General features: G+C 32.9%; 23 protein-coding genes and 1 tRNA gene. 6 read left to right on the top strand and 18 right to left on the bottom strand.

All coding sequences use genetic code 11. The annotated features are described in order from the left end of the window. Positions 1–119: 119 nt before the first annotated feature. The 3 genes from SIB75_RS06825 to hisA all read right to left on the bottom strand — a co-directional run bounded on the left by SIB75_RS06825 (position 120) and on the right by hisA (position 3,233). Positions 120–677, bottom strand: a complete 558-nt coding sequence (locus tag SIB75_RS06825; RefSeq protein WP_413682552.1) for a thylakoid membrane photosystem I accumulation factor — start codon at positions 675–677, stop codon at positions 120–122. Between the two features lie 68 nt (positions 678–745). Next, positions 746–2,335 (bottom strand): DUF3685 domain-containing protein, encoded by a 1,590-nt coding sequence (locus SIB75_RS06820; protein ID WP_413682551.1) that lies wholly within the window; start codon positions 2,333–2,335, stop codon positions 746–748. Positions 2,336–2,462: 127 nt separating this feature from the next. Continuing rightward, positions 2,463–3,233: a 1-(5-phosphoribosyl)-5-[(5-phosphoribosylamino)methylideneamino]imidazole-4-carboxamide isomerase gene (gene hisA / locus SIB75_RS06815; protein ID WP_413682550.1), complete on the bottom strand. Its 771-nt coding sequence runs from the start codon at positions 3,231–3,233 to the stop codon at positions 2,463–2,465. Between the two features lie 87 nt (positions 3,234–3,320). On the opposite strand from hisA, the gene SIB75_RS06810 reads away from it, so the two are divergent. Next, on the top strand, positions 3,321–4,244 hold the full coding sequence (locus SIB75_RS06810) for an NAD-dependent epimerase/dehydratase family protein (protein WP_413682549.1): 924 nt from the start codon (positions 3,321–3,323) through the stop codon (positions 4,242–4,244). Here SIB75_RS06810 and pgsA read toward each other — a convergent pair. Next, entirely contained in the window at positions 4,216–4,788 is a 573-nt protein-coding gene (gene pgsA / locus SIB75_RS06805) for a CDP-diacylglycerol--glycerol-3-phosphate 3-phosphatidyltransferase (RefSeq protein ID WP_413682548.1), read from the bottom strand. The genes SIB75_RS06810 and pgsA overlap by 29 nt on opposite strands. A gap of 762 nt (positions 4,789–5,550) precedes the next feature. Here pgsA and SIB75_RS06800 point away from each other — a divergent pair. Next, the gene (locus SIB75_RS06800) at positions 5,551–6,438 is read left to right on the top strand and encodes a GNAT family N-acetyltransferase (protein WP_413682547.1); all 888 of its coding nucleotides are present in this window, start codon (positions 5,551–5,553) and stop codon (positions 6,436–6,438) included. Between the two features lie 10 nt (positions 6,439–6,448). On the opposite strand, the gene SIB75_RS06795 is transcribed toward SIB75_RS06800, so the two are convergent. From SIB75_RS06795 to nth, 3 genes are all read right to left on the bottom strand, one after another. Next, positions 6,449–6,652 (bottom strand): hypothetical protein, encoded by a 204-nt coding sequence (locus SIB75_RS06795; RefSeq protein WP_413682546.1) that lies wholly within the window; start codon positions 6,650–6,652, stop codon positions 6,449–6,451. 21 nt (positions 6,653–6,673) lie between these two features. Next, positions 6,674–7,342, bottom strand: coding sequence for an SDR family oxidoreductase (locus SIB75_RS06790; protein ID WP_413682545.1), 669 nt, complete (start codon positions 7,340–7,342; stop codon positions 6,674–6,676). Positions 7,343–7,421: 79 nt separating this feature from the next. Then, a complete protein-coding gene (gene nth / locus SIB75_RS06785; protein WP_413682544.1) occupies positions 7,422–8,075 on the bottom strand; it encodes an endonuclease III in 654 nt (217 codons plus the stop codon). A 184-nt stretch (positions 8,076–8,259) separates the two neighbouring features. On the opposite strand from nth, the gene SIB75_RS06780 reads away from it, so the two are divergent. After that, positions 8,260–9,321 carry an ABC transporter ATP-binding protein gene (locus SIB75_RS06780; RefSeq protein WP_413682543.1) on the top strand — a complete coding sequence of 354 codons (1,062 nt, stop codon included), beginning with the start codon at positions 8,260–8,262 and terminating at the stop codon, positions 9,319–9,321. Between the two features lie 173 nt (positions 9,322–9,494). Further along, positions 9,495–10,046 carry a ferritin gene (locus SIB75_RS06775; RefSeq protein WP_413682542.1) on the top strand — a complete coding sequence of 184 codons (552 nt, stop codon included), beginning with the start codon at positions 9,495–9,497 and terminating at the stop codon, positions 10,044–10,046. A 320-nt stretch (positions 10,047–10,366) separates the two neighbouring features. Here the strand turns inward: SIB75_RS06775 and SIB75_RS06770 are convergent, their stop codons facing one another. After that, on the bottom strand, positions 10,367–10,963 hold the full coding sequence (locus tag SIB75_RS06770; protein WP_413682541.1) for a Crp/Fnr family transcriptional regulator: 597 nt from the start codon (positions 10,961–10,963) through the stop codon (positions 10,367–10,369). A gap of 265 nt (positions 10,964–11,228) precedes the next feature. After that, positions 11,229–12,287: a chlorophyll a/b binding light-harvesting protein gene (locus SIB75_RS06765; protein WP_413682540.1), complete on the bottom strand. Its 1,059-nt coding sequence runs from the start codon at positions 12,285–12,287 to the stop codon at positions 11,229–11,231. Between the two features lie 249 nt (positions 12,288–12,536). On the opposite strand from SIB75_RS06765, the gene SIB75_RS06760 reads away from it, so the two are divergent. Then, positions 12,537–13,259, top strand: a complete 723-nt coding sequence (locus tag SIB75_RS06760; RefSeq protein ID WP_413682539.1) for an AhpC/TSA family protein — start codon at positions 12,537–12,539, stop codon at positions 13,257–13,259. Between the two features lie 222 nt (positions 13,260–13,481). Here SIB75_RS06760 and SIB75_RS06755 read toward each other — a convergent pair whose 3' ends face one another. The 9 genes from SIB75_RS06755 to SIB75_RS06715 form a co-directional block, all read right to left on the bottom strand. Continuing rightward, the gene (locus SIB75_RS06755; protein ID WP_413682538.1) at positions 13,482–14,294 is read right to left on the bottom strand and encodes an ABC transporter ATP-binding protein; all 813 of its coding nucleotides are present in this window, start codon (positions 14,292–14,294) and stop codon (positions 13,482–13,484) included. A gap of 32 nt (positions 14,295–14,326) precedes the next feature. Then, positions 14,327–15,661 carry a Rieske 2Fe-2S domain-containing protein gene (locus SIB75_RS06750; protein WP_413682537.1) on the bottom strand — a complete coding sequence of 445 codons (1,335 nt, stop codon included), beginning with the start codon at positions 15,659–15,661 and terminating at the stop codon, positions 14,327–14,329. 193 nt (positions 15,662–15,854) lie between these two features. Then, positions 15,855–16,046 (bottom strand): hypothetical protein, encoded by a 192-nt coding sequence (locus SIB75_RS06745; protein ID WP_413390287.1) that lies wholly within the window; start codon positions 16,044–16,046, stop codon positions 15,855–15,857. 125 nt (positions 16,047–16,171) lie between these two features. Continuing rightward, positions 16,172–16,342 (bottom strand): hypothetical protein, encoded by a 171-nt coding sequence (locus SIB75_RS06740; RefSeq protein WP_269605396.1) that lies wholly within the window; start codon positions 16,340–16,342, stop codon positions 16,172–16,174. Between the two features lie 587 nt (positions 16,343–16,929). After that, a tRNA-Met gene (locus SIB75_RS06735) sits at positions 16,930–17,006 on the bottom strand. 52 nt (positions 17,007–17,058) lie between these two features. Then, complete coding sequence (locus tag SIB75_RS06730) at positions 17,059–18,021, bottom strand: asparaginase (RefSeq protein ID WP_413682536.1); 963 nt, start codon at positions 18,019–18,021, stop codon at positions 17,059–17,061. A 3-nt stretch (positions 18,022–18,024) separates the two neighbouring features. After that, positions 18,025–18,522, bottom strand: coding sequence for a CGLD27 family protein (locus SIB75_RS06725; protein ID WP_413682535.1), 498 nt, complete (start codon positions 18,520–18,522; stop codon positions 18,025–18,027). Beyond that, positions 18,515–18,889: a ribosome silencing factor gene (gene rsfS, locus SIB75_RS06720; RefSeq protein ID WP_413682534.1), complete on the bottom strand. Its 375-nt coding sequence runs from the start codon at positions 18,887–18,889 to the stop codon at positions 18,515–18,517. The genes SIB75_RS06725 and rsfS overlap by 8 nt, the downstream gene beginning before the upstream one ends. Next, positions 18,882–19,517 (bottom strand): DUF3318 domain-containing protein, encoded by a 636-nt coding sequence (locus SIB75_RS06715; protein WP_413390291.1) that lies wholly within the window; start codon positions 19,515–19,517, stop codon positions 18,882–18,884. Before SIB75_RS06715 ends, rsfS begins: the two co-directional genes overlap by 8 nt. 120 nt (positions 19,518–19,637) lie before the next feature. Between SIB75_RS06715 and carB the strand changes: the two genes are divergently transcribed. Continuing rightward, positions 19,638–22,946 carry a carbamoyl-phosphate synthase large subunit gene (carB, locus tag SIB75_RS06710; RefSeq protein WP_413682533.1) on the top strand — a complete coding sequence of 1,103 codons (3,309 nt, stop codon included), beginning with the start codon at positions 19,638–19,640 and terminating at the stop codon, positions 22,944–22,946. The last annotated feature ends 5 nt before the right edge of the window (positions 22,947–22,951 follow it).

The following is a 22,951-nucleotide window of genomic DNA, read 5'->3' as shown; positions in this document are numbered from 1 at the left end:
TAATGATTTATTTCAATCAAAAAAAATGTGATTATTATTAGAATAAGAAAGTTAAATAACATATAGAAAATAAATATTTAATAGTTGAATAAAAATCTTTTAGTGCTTTTGTTGAATTTTTAGGTACCTCTAGGTTTAGTATAACCCTCCTTAGAAGGCTCACTATTATATTCATTGAAGCTTTTGACTGTTAAATCAAAATCTGGCTTTTTAAGGCCTGTGCCTATTGTTATTGCATTATTTATATCATCAAAAGAAACTTGCCCTTCTTTGTCTAGCAGAACATTACCTTTCCCGTCGATAATCACAGTTTGAGGTATCTTCCCATGCCAGTAGAAACCGGGATCCTCAAGAGTTTTCTTTTCATCATTGTCTAATTCATCAATTGATAGAGGAATTAGATCAATAGAAGAACTCCATAATAATTTAATCCCTGAAACTACTGGAGCAAATTGCTTGCTAGCAGAACTATCGTCGAGATAGAAAACTAAAACACTTGTTCTTTCGTTCTTTAATGATTCTGATAATGTGCTTGGTGGAGGTATTAATGATCCGTTACCTGCATATATTGGGTATATATTTCCATCGTAACTATCTGTATCTCTAGCAGAATATACAGGATTAACAGATAGAAAAAAAATTACTAGTAGTGAGGAGAATATTCTTAACAAGATCAAAGTAAAGTACTAGTTTTATTGATTCTAAAGTCTTAAAGCTAATCTAGCTATATTTATTAATAAATTAATTACCCTTTAGATAAGTTCTTTCCCATGCCCTGAGCGATACCTCTCCCTATTAATCCTATAGATCTTCCAACTACTTTTGTAAGAATTAGAACTATTAAATCCCCTAAGTATTGAATAGTTGCCTGTACTTGTGGGGCCAAAGCATCTCTTAATTCTATGATAAATGCTATTTGTCGCTGAGCCCAATCTAATTTTTTTAATTCATCATCTCTAGGCTCCAAAATTATAATTTTTTCTATTGTATTATTTTTAACTGTATAATATAATCTTTTACTTTCGTACAATCTAACTGGCTTTCTAAATAGATTTTGAATTTGATTTTTCGTGTTAATATGATTTCTTTTACGCTCTAGCTCTCTTGTTGAAACTAATTCTTTATTTAGGAAATATTTTCGTAACTCGGGCCATTCAGAACATGAAGAAATAATTTCTTCACCAACTATTTCAGCTGTTCTAAGTATCCAATTAAGAATAAGCATTTCTAATTGAATAACACATCTAGGATCTTCTGTTGATATATATTCACCATCTATTTGAATGGGCTTATTATTTAATATTGGATCAATGATTAAAGCAATTGAGGGTAACTCATCATCAAGGATATCAAGCTGTGCATTATCTACTAGGAAGTCTGAAATAGAAACTTCAACTCCATTCTTTAGTAAATGATCATATGAATCGATGAAATTTCGTAATGTATTAGCGCGTAATTCAGGAGTGATTGATTGTAAAATATCTTCAAACCTTTCTCCTTGATCATTCATTGAATCAAGTTTATTGATAATAATTGAAAATTCTTGCAAAAGTGTTTTTAAGAGATTATGCCTTTTGAAACTATTTAATGAATAAAGCGCTACGAGTTCATCTGTTGAATTTATAAGGTCATCTTGAATTTTCTCGTTTACTCTTTTATATATTACTTTCCATAACTCTTTACTAGAGGAGTTTTTTATTGTTATGTCAGTATTATATTTGTTGATTGGTTTGATATTGTTTTTTACTGGAGACTCTATTAATACTTCAAGTGGTCCCCATAGCCATAGAATTAATCTTTTTGCAGTTAATAGTTCTCTTCTTCTGCCTATTAATATAAAAAGATAAAATGTATTTATTGATTGCTTCTCTATCATATGATCTATCTTGTGTAGATCTCTATTTATTTGAGATAAACCACTAGTTAATAACCAATGTCCTAATCCATATGAATTATTAAAAGAGCTTTCTTTGTAATTAGTTTCATTATTAATTTTAAAAACTCTGCCTCCGCCAAGTATAATATTTATTGTATCTTTTAAAAGTATAATTGTAGGATCTTGAATCACTCCTTCACTGCCAAAAGTCATCAAATCGGAAGAGGATAATTTAATGCTTTTTGGTATTACAATTAAGATTGGAGATTGATCCCATCTTTCTTTTAACCTAAGAATTTCTAGTTTTATTGAGTTTGAGAGTTCTATATCATCAAGGCAAAATAAAATAAGTTTAGGGAAACCATTTATATCTTTTATGTCTAGTATTATTTCTAAATTATTATCTTGAGATGATAGTTGCAATGCCAATGACTCGCCTAAAAGAGATGGCGCTATCATTAAAATTTGTTTTGGTCTTTCTACGATCAAGTTGGATTTTAGATACTATCCTTTTTAAGATAACTTGATTTAAGAATACTTCCAGCCCTATTCAATAAATCCTCTATACCAATATTATTTCTAAATGTTAGACAAGGAATTTGTCTTTATCATTAATTGAATCCTGAATATGAATATTTTTTAGTGCCAATAAGGCTTCTTTCAGATCTATTGAGCCGTCATATAGGGCTCTCCCTACGATTATTCCTTCAATACCTTCATTCTCTAAATCTGATAGTGAAATTAGATCAGTTATTGAACCTACCCCTCCTGATGCAATTACTGGATTAATGCTTAACTCAGTTATCTCTCTTAAAGCCTGTACATTTGGCCCTTTTAAAGTGCCATCAGTTGCTATATCAGTTGATATTATAGCGGCTAATTCAAGATCGTTAAGTCGTTTGGCTAATTCTAGAGAAGATATTTCGCTTTGTTTTAACCATCCTCTAGTGGCTACCATCCCTTTTTTAGCATCAACACCTACGGCTACTCTTCTTGGATACTCTTGAGAAAGAACTTTAACTAACTCTGGATTCTCTATCGCAATAGTCCCTAAAATAATTCTGTCTATTCCTATCCCTAATAATTCTTTTGCTCGATCAATAGTCCTAATACCACCACCAAGTTGAATGGGTATATTAATAGATCTTTTTATCTTTTTTATTGTTAGATCATTTATGGGTTCCCCAGTCTTGGCACCATCAAGATCTACAAGATGTAGACGTCTTGCTCCCTGGCTCTCCCAAATTTGAGCTTGCTTTACAGGATCACTATTGAACTTAGTAACTTCGTTGTAATTCCCTTGATTCAGTCGAACACATTTTCCATTCAGTAGATCTATTGCAGGTATGATTTCCATCAAGAAAAAAATTATTACTATTCATCTAACATCTTTTATGTAGCTCTGGGAGATTATCTATAGGCTTTAATATAATTATTTTATTTAATGGTCTTGAAAGTTCTTTTTTACGGCGGAACAAGGTTTGTAGGAAAAGCTCTTGTCTCGAGGTTGCTAACAAAAGGACATGAAATATTTGTTTTTACGCGTGGAAATTTACCAGTACCAAATAACATAACTCATATAAGGGGAGACAGGTCAAACGACGAGGATCTAAAGAAACTATCTGGTCATTCATTTGATCTTATTGTTGATAGCTCTGGCCGGAAATTGGAAGATACGCAAAGACTCCTTGAATTTTCAGGTCTTCCAAGCTTTAGATTTATCTACATAAGTTCTGCAGGGGTATATGACAACACACAATTATTTCCAATTAGTGAAGAGAGTCCAATAGATTTTGAAAGCCGTCATATAGGTAAAGCAAATACAGAGTCTTGGCTTAAGGCAGAAGGTATACCTTTTACTAGTTTTCGACCCACATATATTTATGGTCCCGGTAACTATAACCCTATTGAAAAATGGTTTTTTGATCGCATAACTAATGGCCGATCAATTCCAGTTCCTTTTGATGGTCAAACCATCACGCAATTAGGACATGTTTCTGATTTAGCCGAGGCCATTTCAAAATCTCTTGAAACAGATAAAGCGATCAATCAAATCTACAATTGTTCAGGAAGTAAGGCAGTAACTTTTAAAGGTTTAATTGAAACAGCAATTTTAGCTACTGGCAATAAAGTCTCAGATTTTAATCTTCGTTCTTTTGATCCTTCGAAACTCGATCCTAAGGCAAGAAAACTTTTCCCTTTAAGGTTAACTAATTTTTTTACTGATACTTCTAAAATAGAAAAAGATTTATCATGGGAGCCGAAATTCGATTTATTAAATGGTTTAATTGATAGCTATAAGAATGATTATCTATTAGTTAATCATGAACGAGTTGATTTTAGTTCCGATGAGATACTTTTTGATTGAATACATATTTTATTGCAGAACTTAAGGTAAGAAGTAATGCAATCCAGAAAAAGAAAAATCCTATTTTATTAATGATGTAAATGGTATAAGCTGTTCCCCAATTTTTTGGCCATAATAATAGAATTATACTTATAAATTGTAATGTGGTTTTATATTTACCCTGAATCGAGGCAGGACCTCCTGTAATTTTATTAGATCTCCAACTAGTTATTAAGAGTTCTCTAGATATTATTAACCAGATTGCCCATAAGGGTATTAAATTCTCATGGACCAACCAAATCATTGGACCAAGAAGCATGATCTTATCTGCTAGGGGATCTAATTTTGCACCCAAAACAGATTGTTGGCCATATTTACGTGCTAAGTAACCATCAAAAAAATCAGTAAGACACCCTATTAAGATCAATAGAATAAAGACATCATTTTTCCCATAATTCAGTGAAATGATAATTGGCAATCCAAGAAATATTCTAGAAACTGTTAAGCCATTTATTACATTCTGCCAAGTAAACAATCTTTTTTTATTAAAATTTTTTATGTTCATTTTTAATATTATGTAATGAATTTGTTTAAAAATAATTAATTATACCCTATAAAGATCCTATTAGATTATACTTGCTAATAATAAAGTAAAAATCATGACTACATTTCTTATTTTAATGTTCTTCTTATCATTGGGTTCAATGGCTTTTATTGTGAAAAAACTAGATCAAGAATAATTTAAAAGGTTTAATTACTACTTTTATTAATATGATGGAACACCATTTTTATAATCTTTCTAAAGGAGCAGATATATAATTCTTTAAACGAATTTCATTTAGATCACAACTCTAAATTATTTTTATTTGCTAAGTTTGGGACTCTTTAAAACTTAATTCAAATGCCTTTTAAATGATAAAACGGTAATTTTCGAAAAGAAATTAGAAATAATCACCTTAAGTGTTTATTTAAATTCAACAGACTCTCTTCCACGTATAAGTTTATTTGAATAAAAATCAGTGCATTTTGTGGATATTTTGTTCCCGTAACTATTGTTCTTAAATTATTAGATCTATTTCTTGATAATTCCTGTAAATAATAGAGAATCAGTTATTTTTTTCAATTATAGATTAACATCGATATTGCTATTTGAAAGAAACTTTTAATTTTTAGTTTTAAACATTTTCAAACATTTAAATGATTTACTAAACAAGCTTTTGTATTACTTTATATTATGTGTTGTTTAATAATTGATGTTTTTTTATGCTCATATTTATAGATATATCATTTGTTTTTATTAGATTTGATATTAATAATAATGCAATTGATGGATAATCTTTTATCTATCAAACCTTTATCTGATTCTGATATTGAGTTTGTTACCGAAATATCCAGAAAAGAAGGTTTCGCTCCAGGAGTTGGTGATCTAGGAATTTATCAGAATACCGATAAACAGGGACTTTGGGTCGGTTGGTTGGATGATAATCCTATCGGCTGTATTGCAGGTGTTCGATATAATGAATATTATGGATTTCTTGGATTGTTTTTAGTAATTGAGAAGTACAGGGGTAGAGGTTTTGGTCTACAGCTTTGGAAAAAGGCTTTAAGTCATTTAAGTGATTTGCCATGTGTTGGCTTAGAGGCGGCTCCAGAGAGAATTGCTGATTACTCAAAATGGGGTTTTACAATTTCCTCGAAAACCACTAGATGGCAATGGTTAGGCGATGGTAAATTACTAGAGGATAACTATATAAATGATGGCTTAGATAATTTCAGCTTCCTTGAAGGCTCCTCAATACCTAAAAATGCAGTAGAAAAATTTGACGAAAAAAGAGAAACAACCTCTAGACCTCATTTTCTCTCGAATTGGCTCAATCATCCAGCTGGAAAGGTAATTGCAGTTATTGATCAAAAAAAAAGATGTCATGGCTTTGGTCGTATAAGACCATGTCTTTTGCAAAACGGAGAAGGATGGAGAATTGGTCCTTTGATGGCGGATACTCCAAAGCTTTTAAAAATTTTATTGAAGAAATTAATTGATAGTCATCCAGGATTGATAATTGTCGACTCACCTGGTCTTAACAATTCGGCTTCTGAAGTATTTAAAGAACTAGGTTTTCAATCAGAATCTGAAACTTTCAGGATGTATAGAGGATCACAACCACCGGTTTCTATGAATGATGTATATGGTTTGGCTTGCTTGGAGTTGGGTTAAGATTTTTCTTTTATCCACTAGAATTTGATTTCCCTCTAAGTATCAGCTTCTCTTCGTTTAATTGAGTTTCTAATTGATCAATAAGTGTAGTAACTAGTGATTGAAATTCTGGTTGACATCCTCTGAACGCAGCTTTATGTCTAATTGACTCGTTTCTTGTTCTTAGATCAGTAAGCATTAGCTGCAACGCATCAATCTTAGCGTTGGTGTTCATGGTGATTTTAAGCTTTTATATTTAAATACTAAACGTCTTTATTGCCTTACTCATATTTGTCTTTGGATTTTCTTCGCTACTAGTAACCTCGATAATCTTTTTGATGGAATCTTTTGTTTTTAATGCTTCAATACAAGCCTTTGCAACCAGTCTCCTCGGGATTGATCCTTCTTCTTGGGTCTTTTCGCCAGAGAACAAAATATTCTGATTCTTTAGGTTGGTTTCATTCTCATTTAAACCTCCAGGACGAATTACAGTCCAATCTAAGTTGCTTTTTTGCAGGGATTTCTCACCAAATCTTTTCCAAATAAGTATGAGACCAAACAAATTTAGAGGATGAATTAATTTCCCAGCACAAAGAGAACTAACGAGTACAATTCTTTTCAACTTTTGTCTTTTACAACTTTCAATTTGTTTTTGTATGTTTAAATAATCTACTTTTGCTGGACCTGTTAAATCGATAGATGGCCTAGCACCTGTCGCAATGACAAGGCTGTCACAGTCTTTTAACGCGTAGTCAAGTGTGACACCATTTGTATCTGATAATTCGTACCTTTCACAACCTCTTATAGAATCAGGAATCTTCGACTCTTTTCTTGTAATCAATCTGACTTCATAGCCAGCTGATAGTGCTTCTTCTGCTACTCGAAAACCTGTTTTTCCAGAAGCTCCTGTTATCGCTAATTTCATTAGAATGAAAATTACATTGTTATGACTTCTAGCAAAAAATAGTACTTTTTGTTGAGATGATAAATTTAATTGATTAATATTAAGCCTTTGAACAAATAACCGGTTTATTTCTTGAAGGATATAGCTCTTTGCATAATCCACATATGGTTCCATTACATCCTCTTGCTGAGCAATACTCTCTTCCGTAAAAGATAATTTGTAGATGTAATTTATTCCAAAGATTAATTGGAAATAATCTCTTTAAATCTTTTTCTGTTTGGATGACATCTTTACCAGAAGTTAAACCCCATCGCTGAGATAATCTATGTATGTGTGTATCTACTGGAAATGCTGGTACCCCAAACACCTGAGACATAACAACACTAGCTGTCTTATGACCAACACCAGGCAACGTCTCAAGTTCTTGAAATGAATTTGGAATTATATTATTGAATCTTTCATAAATAATTTTTGATAAATTGTAAGTATTTCTCGCTTTAGTTTTTGCAAGTCCAAGTTGCTTTATGTAATCGTATATTTTTTGCTCACCTAACTTATACATTTTTTCAGCGGATGGTGCAATCTTGAAAAGTTCTTTAGTTAATTCATTTACTTTCTTGTCTGTTGATTGTGCGCTCAATACAACCGCTACAAGCAAAGTAAATTCATTTTTATGATCTAAGGGGATTGGTGTTTCAGGATATATTTCTTCAAGTCTCTTAATTATTATTTTTACCCGTTCACTTTTTTTCATTTCACATTAAATCTTTTTGTTTTAATTTACCTAAATAAAAACTCATAACCTTCAGTCAAAGGATTGAACCGAAGAAGCTCGTATCATTTTATACGTATAGCTATGATTCTTGTCTATACTTTTTACTTTTGGTGTAACTTTGGCTTTAATTGATTTTAAATGAACAAAATAAATAAAGATAGTTTTGGTAAATACTGAACTAGAAATCCAGAATCTATGGTATGAGTTTAAAACCAACAAAGATAATAAATGGGTTTTAAAAGATATAGATCTTTCTTTGGAACCAGGCGAATTGGTTGGCTTGCTTGGTCCTTCGGGATGCGGTAAAACAACTCTTCTAAGATTGATTGCAGGTTTTGATAAGCCTACTCGTGGCTTGATAAGGAAAAACGGACAAATATTCTCAGATAATAATTATCTTCTTTCGCCTGAAAGAAGACAGATCGGGATGGTTTTTCAAGACTATGCTCTTTTCCCTCATTTAAATGTTTGGGATAATGTTTGCTTTGGAATAAACAAGCAAGCTCAATCTATGGAAAGAGCAAAATGGCTATTAACTTTATTAGATATTTATGAGTTTAAAACTAGATATCCTCATGAACTCTCGGGGGGACAGAATCAAAGAGTTGCATTGGCTCGAGCGCTTGCTCCAGGTAATTCTTTAGTTTTGCTGGATGAACCTTTTTGCTCTTTAGATGTTGAAGTTAGATCTAGGTTAAGGTCTGAACTCTCTTCGGTTTTAAAGTCCTGCTCCGCATCTGCTCTTTTGGTGACTCACGATCCTCAGGAAGCATTAGCTATCTGCGATCGAGTTGCTGTAATGAGAAGTGGTGAAATTCAACAATATTCAACACCTACAGAGATGGTTTCTAGCCCATCTAATGATTTTGTAGGCCAATTTGTTTTACAAAAAAATATTTTACCTGTTGAATTAATTGATGACTCCTATTCTATAAGTATTTCCAAGTTGAATCTTTCTATAGATACATCTATCTCGTCAAATTCCGTTTGTATGTTTGATAAAAACACTATTAGTATTAAGCCCTGTTCAAACGGTATGTTCACAGTTATATCAAAAGAATATCGGATTAATCATTATCTTTATACTATAACAAGTGGTGGTTTGAAATTAAGATCAGAGATGAATTTAGAAGCACCTTTGTCAATTGGGGATAAATGTATAGTTGAAACTGTTAAGGGGAAAACTTTTTTAATTCTACCTGAGATGATTACATCTAACTTCTAATTGTTTTAGATTTTACTAAAATAATAGTAAAGCTAATTTAAGCAATTGAGATTCATTATCAAGTCAATAAATTTTAATATTTAGTTTGATATCAACAATATGATACTAAAAGAGTTATCATTTGTACTAACAATAAAAAATTTTTTTTTGCGTTTTTTGAATAGGTTTTTGTTATGCAGTCAGCCACATCCAATTCCTTAGCTGTAAATATTGGACCTTCAGGTCGCGCAATAGCTCAGCCTATTGATGTCGATCTTCTACAGGCACTTTATCAGCATACCTCTCTTGAAAGGGTTTCAAGTGCTCAATATCTAGCTATGTCCCTTTGGTTCCTTGAAAGAGAACTAAGAGGATTTGCTTCGTTTTTTAAGAATGAGTCTCTATCTGAGCAGGAGCATGGTTTTATCTTCGCAAAATATATGATTGCTCGTGGTCAAACCGTTGAACTTGATGAGGTAAGTAAACCAATACAAGAATGGGAAACAGTGCAGGAACTAGTTTCTTTGTCCTTTCAAATGGAGGCCGATGTTACAACATCTGTTCAACAACTATATTCATTAGCAGAGAGATCAAATGATACGCGTACTACTGTATTTCTAGACCCAGTTATAGATGAGCAAATTAAAGCTGAAGATGAAATGGCTTATCTACTTGGAAAAGTGAAATTTGCTAACAATGATCCTTCAGCATTATTTATAATTGATAATGAATTAAATAAAAATTAAATTGAAATCAATTATATTTAGTTAATTGTTTTTTATATTTGTTGAAATGAATTAGACCTTTTTGTTATCTCTAATAAAAATTCAAGAGATAAATCCTTTGAATTCTCATTGAATAAATTTTCAGAAATATTTAAAATTTTGATTCTCTTTTTATTTAATTTTTCAAGTTCTAAAACTAATCTTTTAAAAAGAATTTTGTTATGGCAAGTTTTAAGGGAGTTGTTGATATTCTTTGATCTACTTCTTATGTATTCGATCTCTTTACATAGAGATATGACAAGAGAGTAAGAATAAGAATATATATTTTGATTCATTATTTTCTATGATGTTAATGGTGCTGTTTCAATAAACTCTGGCGAAAGACTTAGTGTTGGATCACCGGATGGCGCTCTAAGTAAGTCAGCAGTTCTTAGCCTTGAAATTAAACGAGTAGATGTAACTCTTGTAGATCCTATTAATTCTCCAATCCTTTCATGTGTAAGCCTAAATGGTAACTTACACCAGTCACCACATCTTCTACCTAGTCGGTTAACTAATAGAGCAAATAAGGCTTGAAGTCTTTGTTCTGCATTACCTAAGTGCCTAATCCTAAGGAGTTGAAGAGTCCATTCGTTAACGGCGTCATAACCTGCTGCTTCTGTTGATATTACAGCGTCACTTACAAAGCAAAGAGGGGTTAAAGCTTCCACGCATACTCCTTCACTGCATAAACGATCGGTTCTTAATTGATCACCAGACTGCAAAAAAGCCAATGTCATACCCTCTGTCTCTTCACAAGGACAGTAAACACGAGCTACGCCGTCTAAAACTTCTAAACAAGTATCTCCTCTTCTAGACGATGGATCTATGAGTACCGATTGCCCGGTAGTCATCCTAACCGCTGAAGGAGGGGTCTCTAGGTGGTTTCTAAAGCTCATTGAATTCTAAGAGAGCTAGAATTGATGTCTAACTTACACAGGGAAAGAGGCTTTTTGCAACCGATTCTCAATAGCAACAAGCTCTTGAGATTTTTTATTGTTTTATGTATAAAAAGTCACATCAATTAGAAGTTTTTGTTCTCCTTTTTGATTTTGAGTTAGTTAATTGTGACATAAGTGCGATTAGCTTGTTTTGATTTTTCTAAAGATTTGCATTAAAAAAGGCCCGCAAGCGGGCCTTTTTTAATGCAAATTGATTAATTAATCAACCGTTAGTGATTTTAGCGTTTTCCATATTGTCGAACGCTTTACCTACGCGTCTGAAGTCAAATCCCATAGCTCTTAATGCATGCCAGAGATGACCCTGGATGAAGAAGAAGCCAAGATAGAAGTGAACATTTGCCAACCAAGCTCTTGCTGTATGAGCGCCAGTCGCAAGTGATGCGTCAGTGTCAACAAAATATGGAGCGAAATCAAACTTAAGTTGAAGTACATCTCCAAAGAATTCTGTTGAGTAAACAGTTGTGTTTGTTGAACTCCAGAAAGCCGCAACAAGAGCACAATAGCCAACACCAGCTAGTGAGTAGGAAAGAACAGCTTCTGCTGAAAGAAGTCCTTTACCTTTGAATTCTGTGTACTCACCAAACTGCTTAGTGATGATGTGGAATGCACCTCCAATGATCAAGAAGAAAGCAAGGAAAGCATGACCTCCCATTACATCTTCAAGACTTGTGATTTGCAAGAAATCAGCTTGGTGATTCCATATCATTCCAAGATCAAGATTGTAATCTACAGTTCTTGTAACGCCTTGAGCACTATCCCAAATTCCATGAATTCTTGCCCATTCAACGAATTGAATATTGGCTAATCCAAGGAAAATAAGATGATGTCCAAGAATGAAAGTAAGTTTATCTGGATCATCCCATTCGAAGTCGAACTTTTTAGGGCGACTTCCTGCTGGATAATTTCCAAGATCTCCGTCATATCTAGTGGAGTGAAGAATTCCACCAGCACCAAGAACACCAGAGAAAATTAGGTGAAGTACAGCAATAACAGTGCAACCATAAGGTTCAGTTATTACTCCGTTTTCGATTCCACCTATTCCAAGTTGTGCAAGGTGTGGCAAGCAAATTAAGTTTTGATTACCCATCGCAACGGATGAGTCGTAACGAGCAAGCTCAAATAAAGTGAACGCACCTGCCCAGAACATCATCAACCCAGCATGGGCAGCATGCGCAGCGATGAATTTTCCGGAGCGATTGGCCGTCCCTGAATTACCTGCGTACCAGTCATAGGTAACGCTAGGATTCCCGTAGGTCTGCACGAGAAATAAACAAAGAACAGTAAGAGGATATATTTATAGGTCTTTAAGTTCCATATCCCTTCACATTGCTTATTGAAATTGTAGGTTTTGTACATATTTCAAGAACATCTGCTACTAAATATGATCTTCGTGTTATGGGTGGATTTTCCAAATAAAGCCCTTGTAGTCACTATGATATTTACCTTTAGTCATTATTAAAGCTCATTTTCCGCTTCCAATCTTTGTTATTTTGAAAACAAAGCTAAATTAATGAATTATAAAAATATCATCAGCGAGTTTCTAGGAAGAAGAATTTTTCTTGTTAAAAGAAAAACTCTAATAGTTTTTCTGGGCTCTTTTGCTGATTTTGATAGCTTTGAATATTCTCAACAATTATCTAGACAACTAAATAGGCTGGCTAAAAACTCAGTTGATTTAATATTGATAGGGATAGGTAATGAAAAGTCAAAAGAATATTTTTGTAGGTTCAACAATATTGATATTAAAAATGTTGTTGCTTTAAGAAATGCTGACCTTCATGAAAAACTTAATCTTAATTCAGGTTTTGTCTCGCCTCTACCAGCAATGATTAATTTATTAATAATGTGTGCTGGCATTAATTCAAGAGGTACAATTAGAGAAGTTTTAAGAGGTTATTTTGGGGATATAGATGCAAAGAGTTTGTTTGACTTTGATGATGACATAAATATAGGATCTTTATTTTTATTTAAAGGAAAAATGTTTGATATTTTTTCTAAAAAACAAAATTTACGTCCTTTTGAGCTTGCTACCAGAAGACTTATGAATATGATTGAAATTCTTTCAAATTGGAATATATATGTACCTGATTCCTCATTCTTAACCCAGAGAGGTGCGACAATACTTTTTAACGAAAATGACGAGGTTGTATATGAATTTATTGCTGAAAGTCTATTAGGATACTCAAGTAATATGAGTTCACCATTGTCTTTCCTTGATGATTTTTTGAATTAATTTAACTCTAATGATTTCAAATAAATGCTTGGTTTGTGGAAGTTATAGTATGAGAGCTGACCGCGCATTGTCAGGTAGATTAGTATGTAATTCATGTGGAACCCCTTTTGGAGTTGGAAGACGAAGAAATAAGAAAATCAATTATTTCAATATTTTTTCGATAAATAACAAATATTTTTTCATTTTTTGCATATTAATAGTAGCCTTTTTTCTCGTGATAATTTAGTTATTTGTTGGGACCATTCTCCAGAAGCCTTCTTGTTCTATTACATTTATTGATATATTAAAAAGATAACTTAATATTTTTGAATTTACTAATTCATTAGGGCTTCCATCTTTAAATATTTTTCCTTCTTTTATTAAAATTACTCTATTTGTCTTAGGTAAAATAGATTCTAAATTATGTGTGACATAAACTATATTTACTGATTGTTCAATTAATTTACTTAGGTTTCGAGTTAAAATGAAATTTGATTTTATATCTAAATTACAAAAAGGCTCATCAAGTACAAGTATATCCGGTTCATAAACTAAAGCTCTTGCAAGTAAAGCTCTTCTTTTTTGACCATCAGATAATGATTTAAATTCATTAGAAATAATATTATTTAGTCCCCATTCATTTATTAGATTATCTATTTTTATTTTTTCTCTTTCTGAAAGTAGTTTAGAATATCTGGAATTAAATGTCCCAGAGAAGCCCGATATTATTACATCATATAGAGTAACTCCGATGTTTACCCTTTGCTCCATTTCTTTAAATAGAAATCCAATCTTTTTTCTTAAATCCCAAATGTTTATGTTCTTTTTGTTAAATAACTTAAATGAACTATTATTTGAGGTTATTGGATGAATTGATCTATTTAATAACTTTAGAAAAGTTGATTTACCAGATCCATTTGGTCCTAATATTAGTGTATTTTCACCATGATTTAGACTTATATTGATATTTGATAAAACTTCTTTTTGATCAATACATACATTTATATTCTTTAAATTAGCCCAAGATTTTAATTTTTTTTGAGAATCAAATCTCATTTATAGTAAAATTAAATTATAATTAATCTAAATTATAACAATAAAAGTATTATACTTATTGGAAATAATGCTCTAGTTAAAAGCTTAATTATAATCTTTCTATTATTTTTTATAGCCATATCAGGATTCTCTGGTGGATATTTCATTCCTCTATCATCATGAACTGTATTGGTTAATGAGTTAATGGGATGTAAATCCCATGGTTTCTCTTTATTTAATGCATTTTGAAGCCAATCCCAATAATATTGAACCATTTTATCTTCTCCCAATAATTTAACATTATCCTTTTGTATGTATCCCATCTGCTCATTGAATGTTTGAGTTTTTAATACTAAGTAATCTTCTGAGAATATCTTATAGAAAGTCCTACGCTGTAAATGACTAAATAAAACTAATTTGGTAAATAATTTATTTTTTAAGAATTTCCTATAATGCCTTACTATAACTCTTGCCTTATTATTTCCGAGTGGAATATGATCTAATACTTGTATATATCTAGTACTTTCAGGTGAGCCTTTATAAATAAATATTCTTCCAGGAGGTACAAACTTTATTCGGATAAATTCTTCTTGACCATTTGTTTTATGTGAATAGATACTTTCTATTTGCCTATTATCTCGCTTTATTCTTTGATTAAAACTAGTTATGGTATCTCTATTTACGTTCTTATCAGGGATAGTGTCTCCGTGCATCCAGAATACATGTAATATATCTAAGTGGTTTTCAATTATTCTTGCCCAGTCTGCTTTAAAATCTACATAAACTTCTTCATATTCACATTCTAAGGAAGGCAATCCATAAGTTTCTGGTAAAAGACTATTTATGGATGATTTAATTTCAAAGTCTTCAATATTAGCAAGAGGTGTACCAGTATAATAAATATATATATATCCTTCTTTCTCTATACACGGATATTGAAAAAGTTTTATACTTTTTGCATAATTATCGTAATTAGAATCTATAATATGTTGACAGGTTATTCTATCTAAATTAGTGCAACTACCTTGAGATGAAAATCTAGCACCATGATAAGGGCAAACTAGCTGACCGTTTATATTTTCACCACCAAGGAATGAGGCTCCTCTATGAGGACAAACATCTTTAACGCATCTAACTATTCCTTCCCTGTCACGGTATAAAACAAGTGGCTCATTATAAAGAGTGAAGTGATTTAATTTTCCTTCCTCTATTGAGTCGCTGCTTGAAACTGAATACCACCCTAAAAGACCATTCGTTAATTGATTAGATGGTTCTTGCGAAATATTTTCAAGGTCTTTTAAATTTTTCTTCTCATTAAATGTTGATCGTATGAGATTATTAGTCTCATATTCAATTGACTTATTTTCTTTTCCTTTTTCTTCTTTCATAACCGAACAGATCTCTCAGTGAGCTGAAAATTGGCTCATTAAAAGAGTATTCTCCTTATGTGCTTAAAGACTCAAAAAAAATAGCACCTAATGCCTTCGAGTATCGATTAAATTTACATAAAAAAACTTCAATGTATTCTCATCGCTAAAGCCAATTTTTTTAGGTCTTTATTGTCTTCTAGAAATCTATTGCTCAAAGGGTTTTTGGAGTTAGCTCTATGCTTGATACAAATTCAGATGCTTCTTCTATGTCATTGCAGAATTTACATGTCCCAAGATAGCACCCTAGATATCTCATGAAAGAAGTTTTTCCTCCTGAAAGTTGATATTTATGAATTGTGCCTCCCTGTGGGGTTGCTTTTACAAGTTGAGGTAATGTTGCCATTAACATATTCAATTTTCCATAATTTGCTTTTGATCTTGTTTTATCGCAATAGGTAAATTTACTAAAATACCAAAAGTAGAATTATTCTTTATATTAATTTTATTTTTTCGATCAATTCTTGCGAGTTAATCAGCATATCCGTCATCGTCTTCTGTATTGATAATTCTAGGTGTGTTTTTCATATGTTCATCCCATGGATGAACATATGAATCTTTGTCTGAGTAGACCTCACTTTTCAATTCTTCTATCAAGGTCTCGAACTGTTTGATGATTCTCTTTAGATTATCTTTTTTCATTTATATAGTTTATTTTTAAAAAGATAAATATATCATAATAGATTATTGTACGTTTTTATTAGTTTAAAACTACTTTGTTTTTTCTTTTATATACAACTGGTTGAACTTATCATTTGTTTTGGTGGGCATATTTATACTATGAATAATTTCTAGGAGAGCAAAAAGTAAAGTCCTTATTAACCTTTAAAAATAACTATTACATCAAATAGAGCTTGCATTATATAACTAATTTTTTCTCACCAAGATAGGATTTATGCCTATCCTAGCAACTTAAGTTAACAAGACTAATGAGCAGTATTTTACTTCAGTTCATAACTTCCTTTAATTTTTTATGAGATTCTTAAAGCTTTTCTTCCTTGTGGCCAATAAATTTTACTTATTCTTTTCTCCTTTCTTTATGGCCTATTTGAGTATTTCTTCATTTTGTTGAACTTTGCTTATTAAAAAATAAAATTGTAAATTTTAATCTTTTCCTTCAAAGTATTTATGTCAATAAATTCTAACTGTTCTTTTTTTTATTTTTTTTTCACTGTTAAAAATTAAGAAAAAATAAAAAAGGCCTGGCAGTGCAGGCTTTTTTTTTGAATTGGTGGCGGGGGGAAGATTTGAACTTCCGACCTTCGGGTTATGAGCCCGACGAGCTACCAGACTGCTCTACCCCGCGTAGCAAATAAAGCATACATCTTTATGTGACGTTAATGACCACTTTGTTTGTGTTATGGGACCTTCAATTGTCCTTCAACTTCAATATAAATACCTGGCTTTTTCTGAAGGATGATTTCATCAAGTTCTTCAATTGCTGATGGTGTGATCCATTCGAGTTGGCGGAGAAGATGTATCGCCACAGCGTGCTTTGCTCTTTTAGATCCATCTTCAACCTTTATTGAGAGTCCAATACCTTCCCCTAGCAGACCAATACATTGGATCCCTTCACTTCCTCCTTTGCTTATGATTTGATTGTGACCTCTTTTCATTAATTCCGAATCAAAATACCCTTCTCCAGCAATAAGTTCTGGATGTTTTGTCATTGCTCGAGCTATTTTTTCAAATTCAGGTTGGTCAGATCTAGATAAATGAGCATATAAAACAGCCATTTGAGATAAACGCAAAAGTAAAGTTGGAGCGCCACAATCATCTCTTTCGGCAATTAATTCTTCAGAAGGTATTTTGAGTAACTCCGAAACTCTTCTGAAAATTTCTTTCTGAAGTGGATGATGACCCATTAAATAGCTTTCCAGATCCCAGTTCATTTTTTTGCAGGTTGCTAGAAAGGCTGAATGCTTTCCTGAGCAATTATGTTGAAGTTTGCTTTCTCTGTTTTGAGGGATTGGGCACTTTAGCTCTTTTATATCTATGTCAGCCTTCCAAAGGAGCTTGAATGCTGTTCTCGCTTGAACTGACGAACCACTATGCGAACCGCATGCTAGGGCTAATGTTTTATCATCTAAATTATATTTTTCCGAAGCACCACTTGTAAGGAAAGGCAATGCTTGGAAGGGTTTTAATGCTGATCGTATAAAGGTTTCATATTCACAAGATCCTGCTTTCATTAATGTTCTTCCTTTCGTGTCACATATCGAAGCGTGGGCTCTATGAATGGATTCAACACTTGAACCTCTTTTTACTAGAACCTTTAAAGAATTGTCTCCGTGATTTGATAAATTGCTTTGTAAATTCATGTATTAATTCATTAGTGGAACTATAAATAATAATGAAGATATAATAATGGAGATTAATAGAAGAATTATTACTTTTAAATGATTTAATATTGGTTTGATTTGGTGTTGAGCTATCAGTAAATCTTTTGCCCTCCAACTAAATGGTTTTTCCCAAGTCTGTCCATCATACCAACCAGATTCTTCATATTCAATTTTTTCTGAATTAAGACGTTTATATATGTATACCCAACTTAACCATTGCCTGATTAGTATCAATATAGGGAAAGCAACAGAGGCAGTAAAGCTTAAAAATATAAGCAAAAAAATGTTGTTTTTAAGATAATCACTTCCATAAGAAATTGTCAAACTAACTGGTGTAATGAATAACCAACTAAATATTAATTTTCTGTAGAAAATATTTCTTTCTAAAAAAGGCCAGGAGATTATCCATGAATTTCTAATGCTATTAAATTCATTTATAGGCCTTTGGTTTTGAGGCACAGGGCATATTATTTTATTCATCCATTAACGCTATTAATTTATTATTTATAAAATCATGAATAATTCCATTGCTCCAAAATGACTCTAAATCATAAAACTTTCTTTCTTTAGGTTGGAACACATTAATTATTAGATCTCCATAATCTAATAGTGCCCATTTAGCCTCATTTATTCCTTCCTTTCGAAGAGGAAGTAAATCTGCTTCTTCTCTCATTGTCTTCTCTACATTATTAACTATTGCCCTTACTTGAACATCGGAAAGTCCTTCAGTAATTAATATCCAATCAGCTATACTTGACACTTCATCAACTTTTAAAAGTTTTATATCTCCAGCTTTTCTATCATCGCAAGCAACTGCAGCTAGTTCAACTAACCTATTACTATCCATAAACATTTTCACTCGTAACTGATTTTTTAGATCCCTCTTGAGATGCCATCTCTGCGCGGGCCCTTTCAGCACTCTTTCTGAGTGCTTCTAATCTATCTTCATAAAATGTACGCTTTTTTTTCTTTCTAGATTTTTCTACTAAATCTTTTAATGCACCGCCAAGACTTTTATAGGCATTTGGAACGCTATATCCAAATCTGCATGCTAAATCTATAGCTCTCTCATCAGCGGATATAGCATCCTGTAATCGTTTTTCTGAATTATTTTTTAAGTAAAGCCTATAACCTGCAAAACCTGACAATCCAAGTGCCATTAAAAGTAGCAATCCATCTTGAACCCATAATTCTCCAATGGCACCACCTAACCCAATTGCAAGAGCGGCCATTTCCCAGCCATCTCTAGGGATGGTGTCATTTTGAATGCGTCCCACCTCATGCCAGAACAATAGATTTCTATGATCTTGAGCTAAATAGTCCCATTGCTCAAGGTCAACTTGAATCTCCACTTCATCTCTCCCAATCTCCTCAAGCGTGATTAAAGGAGGATCTATTGCTGCTGCGGCTTCAATGAATACCCAGCTTTGGTTTTCTGGTGGCAGCAGCCCTTTTAGGCGCTGTAGTTCGCTCATACTCTTTGTTTCTTATGCGAAAAGTTAGTTAAACTTTAATGGTAGTTTGCCGATCTAGACAGTAGATGATAAACAGATACCTAGAATGCGTGACATAAATGAAGTTTACAAGAAATTCAAATGCCACGGCGTAAAGATATACGTCGGATTTTGATAATAGGGTCTGGACCAATTGTTATTGGACAGGCCTGCGAATTCGATTATTCCGGTACCCAGGCATGCAAAGCGCTAAGAAGCGAAGGCTTTGAAGTCATTTTAGTTAACTCTAACCCAGCTTCAATAATGACGGACCCTGAAACGGCAAACAGGACTTACGTCGAACCTCTAACGGCTTCGGTTGTTGAACAAATTATAGAAAGAGAAAGACCTGATGCTCTTTTGCCCACAATGGGTGGTCAAACTGCTTTGAATATATCTGTAGAATTGGCTGAATCTGGGATTTTAGAAAAATATAAGATTGAATTAATTGGTGCCGATCTAAATGCAATTAAGAAGGCTGAGGATAGAAATTTATTTAAAATAGCGATGAATAATATTGGGGTTGATGTATGTCCCTCTGGTATAGCTTCCAACCTTCAAGAAGCTGAAATAGTTGGAAATGAAATTTCTTCATTTCCAAAAATTATTCGTCCTGCTTTTACATTAGGAGGAAGTGGAGGCGGTATTGCTTATAACCAGGATGAATTTTTAGAATTATGTAAAACAGGCCTAGATGCTAGTCCTGTTTCTCAAATACTTATCGAAAAATCTCTTTTAGGTTGGAAAGAATTTGAGTTAGAAGTTATGAGAGATTTATCAGATAATGTTGTAATTATATGCAGCATTGAAAATGTTGATCCAATGGGAGTTCACACTGGTGATTCTATTACTGTAGCTCCTGCGCAAACTCTTACTGATAGAGAATATCAACGTTTAAGAGACTATTCAATTTCAATAATTAGGGAAATTGGAGTAGCAACAGGTGGAAGCAATATCCAATTTGCAATTAATCCTATTGATGGTGAAATTATAGTAATTGAGATGAATCCTCGTGTTAGTAGATCATCAGCTTTAGCTAGTAAAGCTACAGGTTTCCCTATTGCTAAAATTGCCGCTCTTTTGGCTGTTGGTTATAGACTAGATGAGATTACTAACGATATTACTGGCAAGACCCCAGCGTGCTTCGAACCTTCAATTGATTACGTAGTTACTAAAATACCTCGTTTTGCATTTGAAAAATTCTCAGGTAGTTCTTCAATTTTAACTACTTCAATGAAGTCAGTAGGTGAGGCTATGGCAATAGGTAGATGTTTCGAAGAATCTTTTCAAAAGGCAATACGATCTTTAGAAACAGGACTAAGTGGTTGGGGTTGTGATCGAGTTGATCAGAATATCTCTTCTATTGAATTAGAAAGACTATTAAGGACGCCTTCGCCAGAAAGAATATTCCATGTTCGATTAGCAATGAAGAATGGACGGAGTGATAACGAAATTTTTTCTTTTTCTAAAATAGATCCTTGGTTCTTATCAAAGCTTAGAAATATAGTCAATGCAGAGGATCAATTACTTAAGTATGAAAATATTAATCAATTAGAGCCTAATTTTTTATTCAAACTGAAACAAATTGGGTTTTCTGATCGTCAGATTGCCTTTGCTCTAAATACTGATGAATTAACAATTAGATCTAAAAGAACTTCCCTGAAAATAGTTCCTGTTTTTAAAACAGTTGACACTTGTGCTTCTGAATTTTCCTCTAATACACCATATCACTATTCTACATATGAAAGACCAGTATTCAAGATTGATAACGAAGGAAATATAATCAACAATATTAATCTTAATGAAATTAAAAATGAGAATAAAAATAAGATTTTAATTCTTGGTGGAGGTCCAAATCGTATTGGACAAGGCATTGAATTTGATTATTGTTGTTGTCATGCTTCTTATCAATCTCAAGAGGAAGATTATACAACAATAATGATAAACAGTAATCCCGAAACTGTTTCTACTGATTATGACACTAGCGATATACTTTACTTTGAACCTTTAACTCTGGAAGATGTCCTAAATGTTATCGAATTTGAGGAACCTTATGGAATAGTTGTTCAATTTGGAGGACAAACTCCTTTAAAACTTTCTTTACCAATACTCAATTGGTTAGAGAAATCGGAAAACGCTAAGTTACGAACAAAAGTTTTAGGTACATCCCCTGTTTCAATTGATTTGGCTGAAGATAGAGAGCAATTTGACAAGGTTTTAAGGAAATTGGATATTAGGCAGCCCCAAAATGGTCTTGCTAGAACTTTTGAAGAATCTTTCAAAGTAGCTAATAAAGTTGGCTATCCATTGGTTGTTAGGCCTTCATATGTTCTCGGTGGTAGAGCTATGGAAATTGTTTATAAGCAAGATGAACTGGAAAGATACATAAAGGAAGCTGTAAACGTTGAGCCAGATCATCCAATTCTTATCGATCAATATTTAGAGAATGCAATTGAGGTTGATGTTGATGCTTTGTGCGATGTAAGCAAAAATGTTGTGATTGGGGGATTGATGGAGCATATAGAGCCCGCTGGTATTCATTCTGGCGATTCAGCTTGTTGCCTTCCTTCTATAACGCTCTCTGCAGAATCAATTAAAACAATTAAGCATTGGACAAAATCTTTAGCTATTGAACTTGATGTAGTTGGTCTAATCAACCTTCAATTTGCTGTCAAGAGAGATGATGAGGATAATGAGATTGTTTACATTATTGAGGCAAATCCAAGGGCTTCAAGAACAGTTCCTTTCGTTTCTAAAGCCACGGGAGTCCCTCTTGCAAAAATTGCAACGCAGTTGCTTTTAGGTAAAACACTAAAAGATATTGGATTAAATCAAGAACCAATTCCTCCACTTCAGGCAATTAAAGAGGCTGTTATGCCTTTTAAACGTTTTCCTGGCTCAGATAGCCTTCTAGGACCAGAAATGCGTTCAACTGGTGAGGTGATGGGATCTGCAAAAACTTTTGGAATGGCCTATGCAAAATCCGAACTCGCAGCCGGTGAGGGATTGCCTACTTCTGGTTTTGTCTTCTTATCTACTCATGATCGAGATAAACCGGCATTGATTCCAGTAGCTAAGAAATTAATTGAACTAGGTTTTTCAGTTCTGGCAACATCTGGCACTTCCAACTATCTTGAGAAATTTGATTTAAAGGTAGAAAGGGTCCTTAAGGTTCACGAAGGAAGACCAAATATAGAGGATATGATTAGATCAGGAAAGGTTCAGTTGGTAATAAATACTCCCATTGGTCGTCAAGCAATTTACGATGATAAATACCTTAGAAAAGCAGCTCTTGACTACTCTGTCCCAACTTTAACAACCTTGAAGGGTGCTAGTGCTGCAGTAAAAGGGATAGAGGCATTGCAGAATCAAATCCTATCAGTTACAGCTTTGCAAGATATTCATTCTTAAACATC

Origin of the sequence: Prochlorococcus sp. MIT 1011 (assembly GCF_047305235.1) — a bacterium.
Classification (GTDB): Bacteria; Cyanobacteriota; Cyanobacteriia; order PCC-6307; family Cyanobiaceae; genus Prochlorococcus_B.
The sequence above is the reverse complement of the archived record's forward strand: the minus strand, read 5'-3'. Positions and strand labels throughout refer to the sequence as shown.

Coding starts and splice junctions, on each gene's coding strand:
- SIB75_RS06775 (WP_413682542.1), top strand. CDS start 9,495: ATGCAGTCAGCCACATCCAATTCCTTAGCTGTAAATATTGGACCTTCA.
- SIB75_RS06820 (WP_413682551.1), bottom strand. CDS start 2,335: ATGATAGCGCCATCTCTTTTAGGCGAGTCATTGGCATTGCAACTATCA.
- SIB75_RS06755 (WP_413682538.1), bottom strand. CDS start 14,294: ATGAGATTTGATTCTCAAAAAAAATTAAAATCTTGGGCTAATTTAAAG.
- rsfS (WP_413682534.1), bottom strand. CDS start 18,889: ATGGATAGTAATAGGTTAGTTGAACTAGCTGCAGTTGCTTGCGATGAT.
- carB (WP_413682533.1), top strand. CDS start 19,638: ATGCCACGGCGTAAAGATATACGTCGGATTTTGATAATAGGGTCTGGA.
- nth (WP_413682544.1), bottom strand. CDS start 8,075: ATGAAAAAAAGTGAACGGGTAAAAATAATAATTAAGAGACTTGAAGAA.
- SIB75_RS06760 (WP_413682539.1), top strand. CDS start 12,537: ATGAATTATAAAAATATCATCAGCGAGTTTCTAGGAAGAAGAATTTTT.
- SIB75_RS06740 (WP_269605396.1), bottom strand. CDS start 16,342: ATGAAAAAAGATAATCTAAAGAGAATCATCAAACAGTTCGAGACCTTG.
- SIB75_RS06790 (WP_413682545.1), bottom strand. CDS start 7,342: ATGAAATTAGCGATAACAGGAGCTTCTGGAAAAACAGGTTTTCGAGTA.
- SIB75_RS06715 (WP_413390291.1), bottom strand. CDS start 19,517: ATGAGCGAACTACAGCGCCTAAAAGGGCTGCTGCCACCAGAAAACCAA.
- SIB75_RS06800 (WP_413682547.1), top strand. CDS start 5,551: ATGGATAATCTTTTATCTATCAAACCTTTATCTGATTCTGATATTGAG.
- SIB75_RS06810 (WP_413682549.1), top strand. CDS start 3,321: ATGGTCTTGAAAGTTCTTTTTTACGGCGGAACAAGGTTTGTAGGAAAA.
- SIB75_RS06770 (WP_413682541.1), bottom strand. CDS start 10,963: ATGAGCTTTAGAAACCACCTAGAGACCCCTCCTTCAGCGGTTAGGATG.
- pgsA (WP_413682548.1), bottom strand. CDS start 4,788: ATGAACATAAAAAATTTTAATAAAAAAAGATTGTTTACTTGGCAGAAT.
- SIB75_RS06750 (WP_413682537.1), bottom strand. CDS start 15,661: ATGAAAGAAGAAAAAGGAAAAGAAAATAAGTCAATTGAATATGAGACT.
- SIB75_RS06795 (WP_413682546.1), bottom strand. CDS start 6,652: ATGAACACCAACGCTAAGATTGATGCGTTGCAGCTAATGCTTACTGAT.
- hisA (WP_413682550.1), bottom strand. CDS start 3,233: ATGGAAATCATACCTGCAATAGATCTACTGAATGGAAAATGTGTTCGA.
- SIB75_RS06730 (WP_413682536.1), bottom strand. CDS start 18,021: ATGAATTTACAAAGCAATTTATCAAATCACGGAGACAATTCTTTAAAG.
- SIB75_RS06725 (WP_413682535.1), bottom strand. CDS start 18,522: ATGAATAAAATAATATGCCCTGTGCCTCAAAACCAAAGGCCTATAAAT.
- SIB75_RS06745 (WP_413390287.1), bottom strand. CDS start 16,046: ATGGCAACATTACCTCAACTTGTAAAAGCAACCCCACAGGGAGGCACA.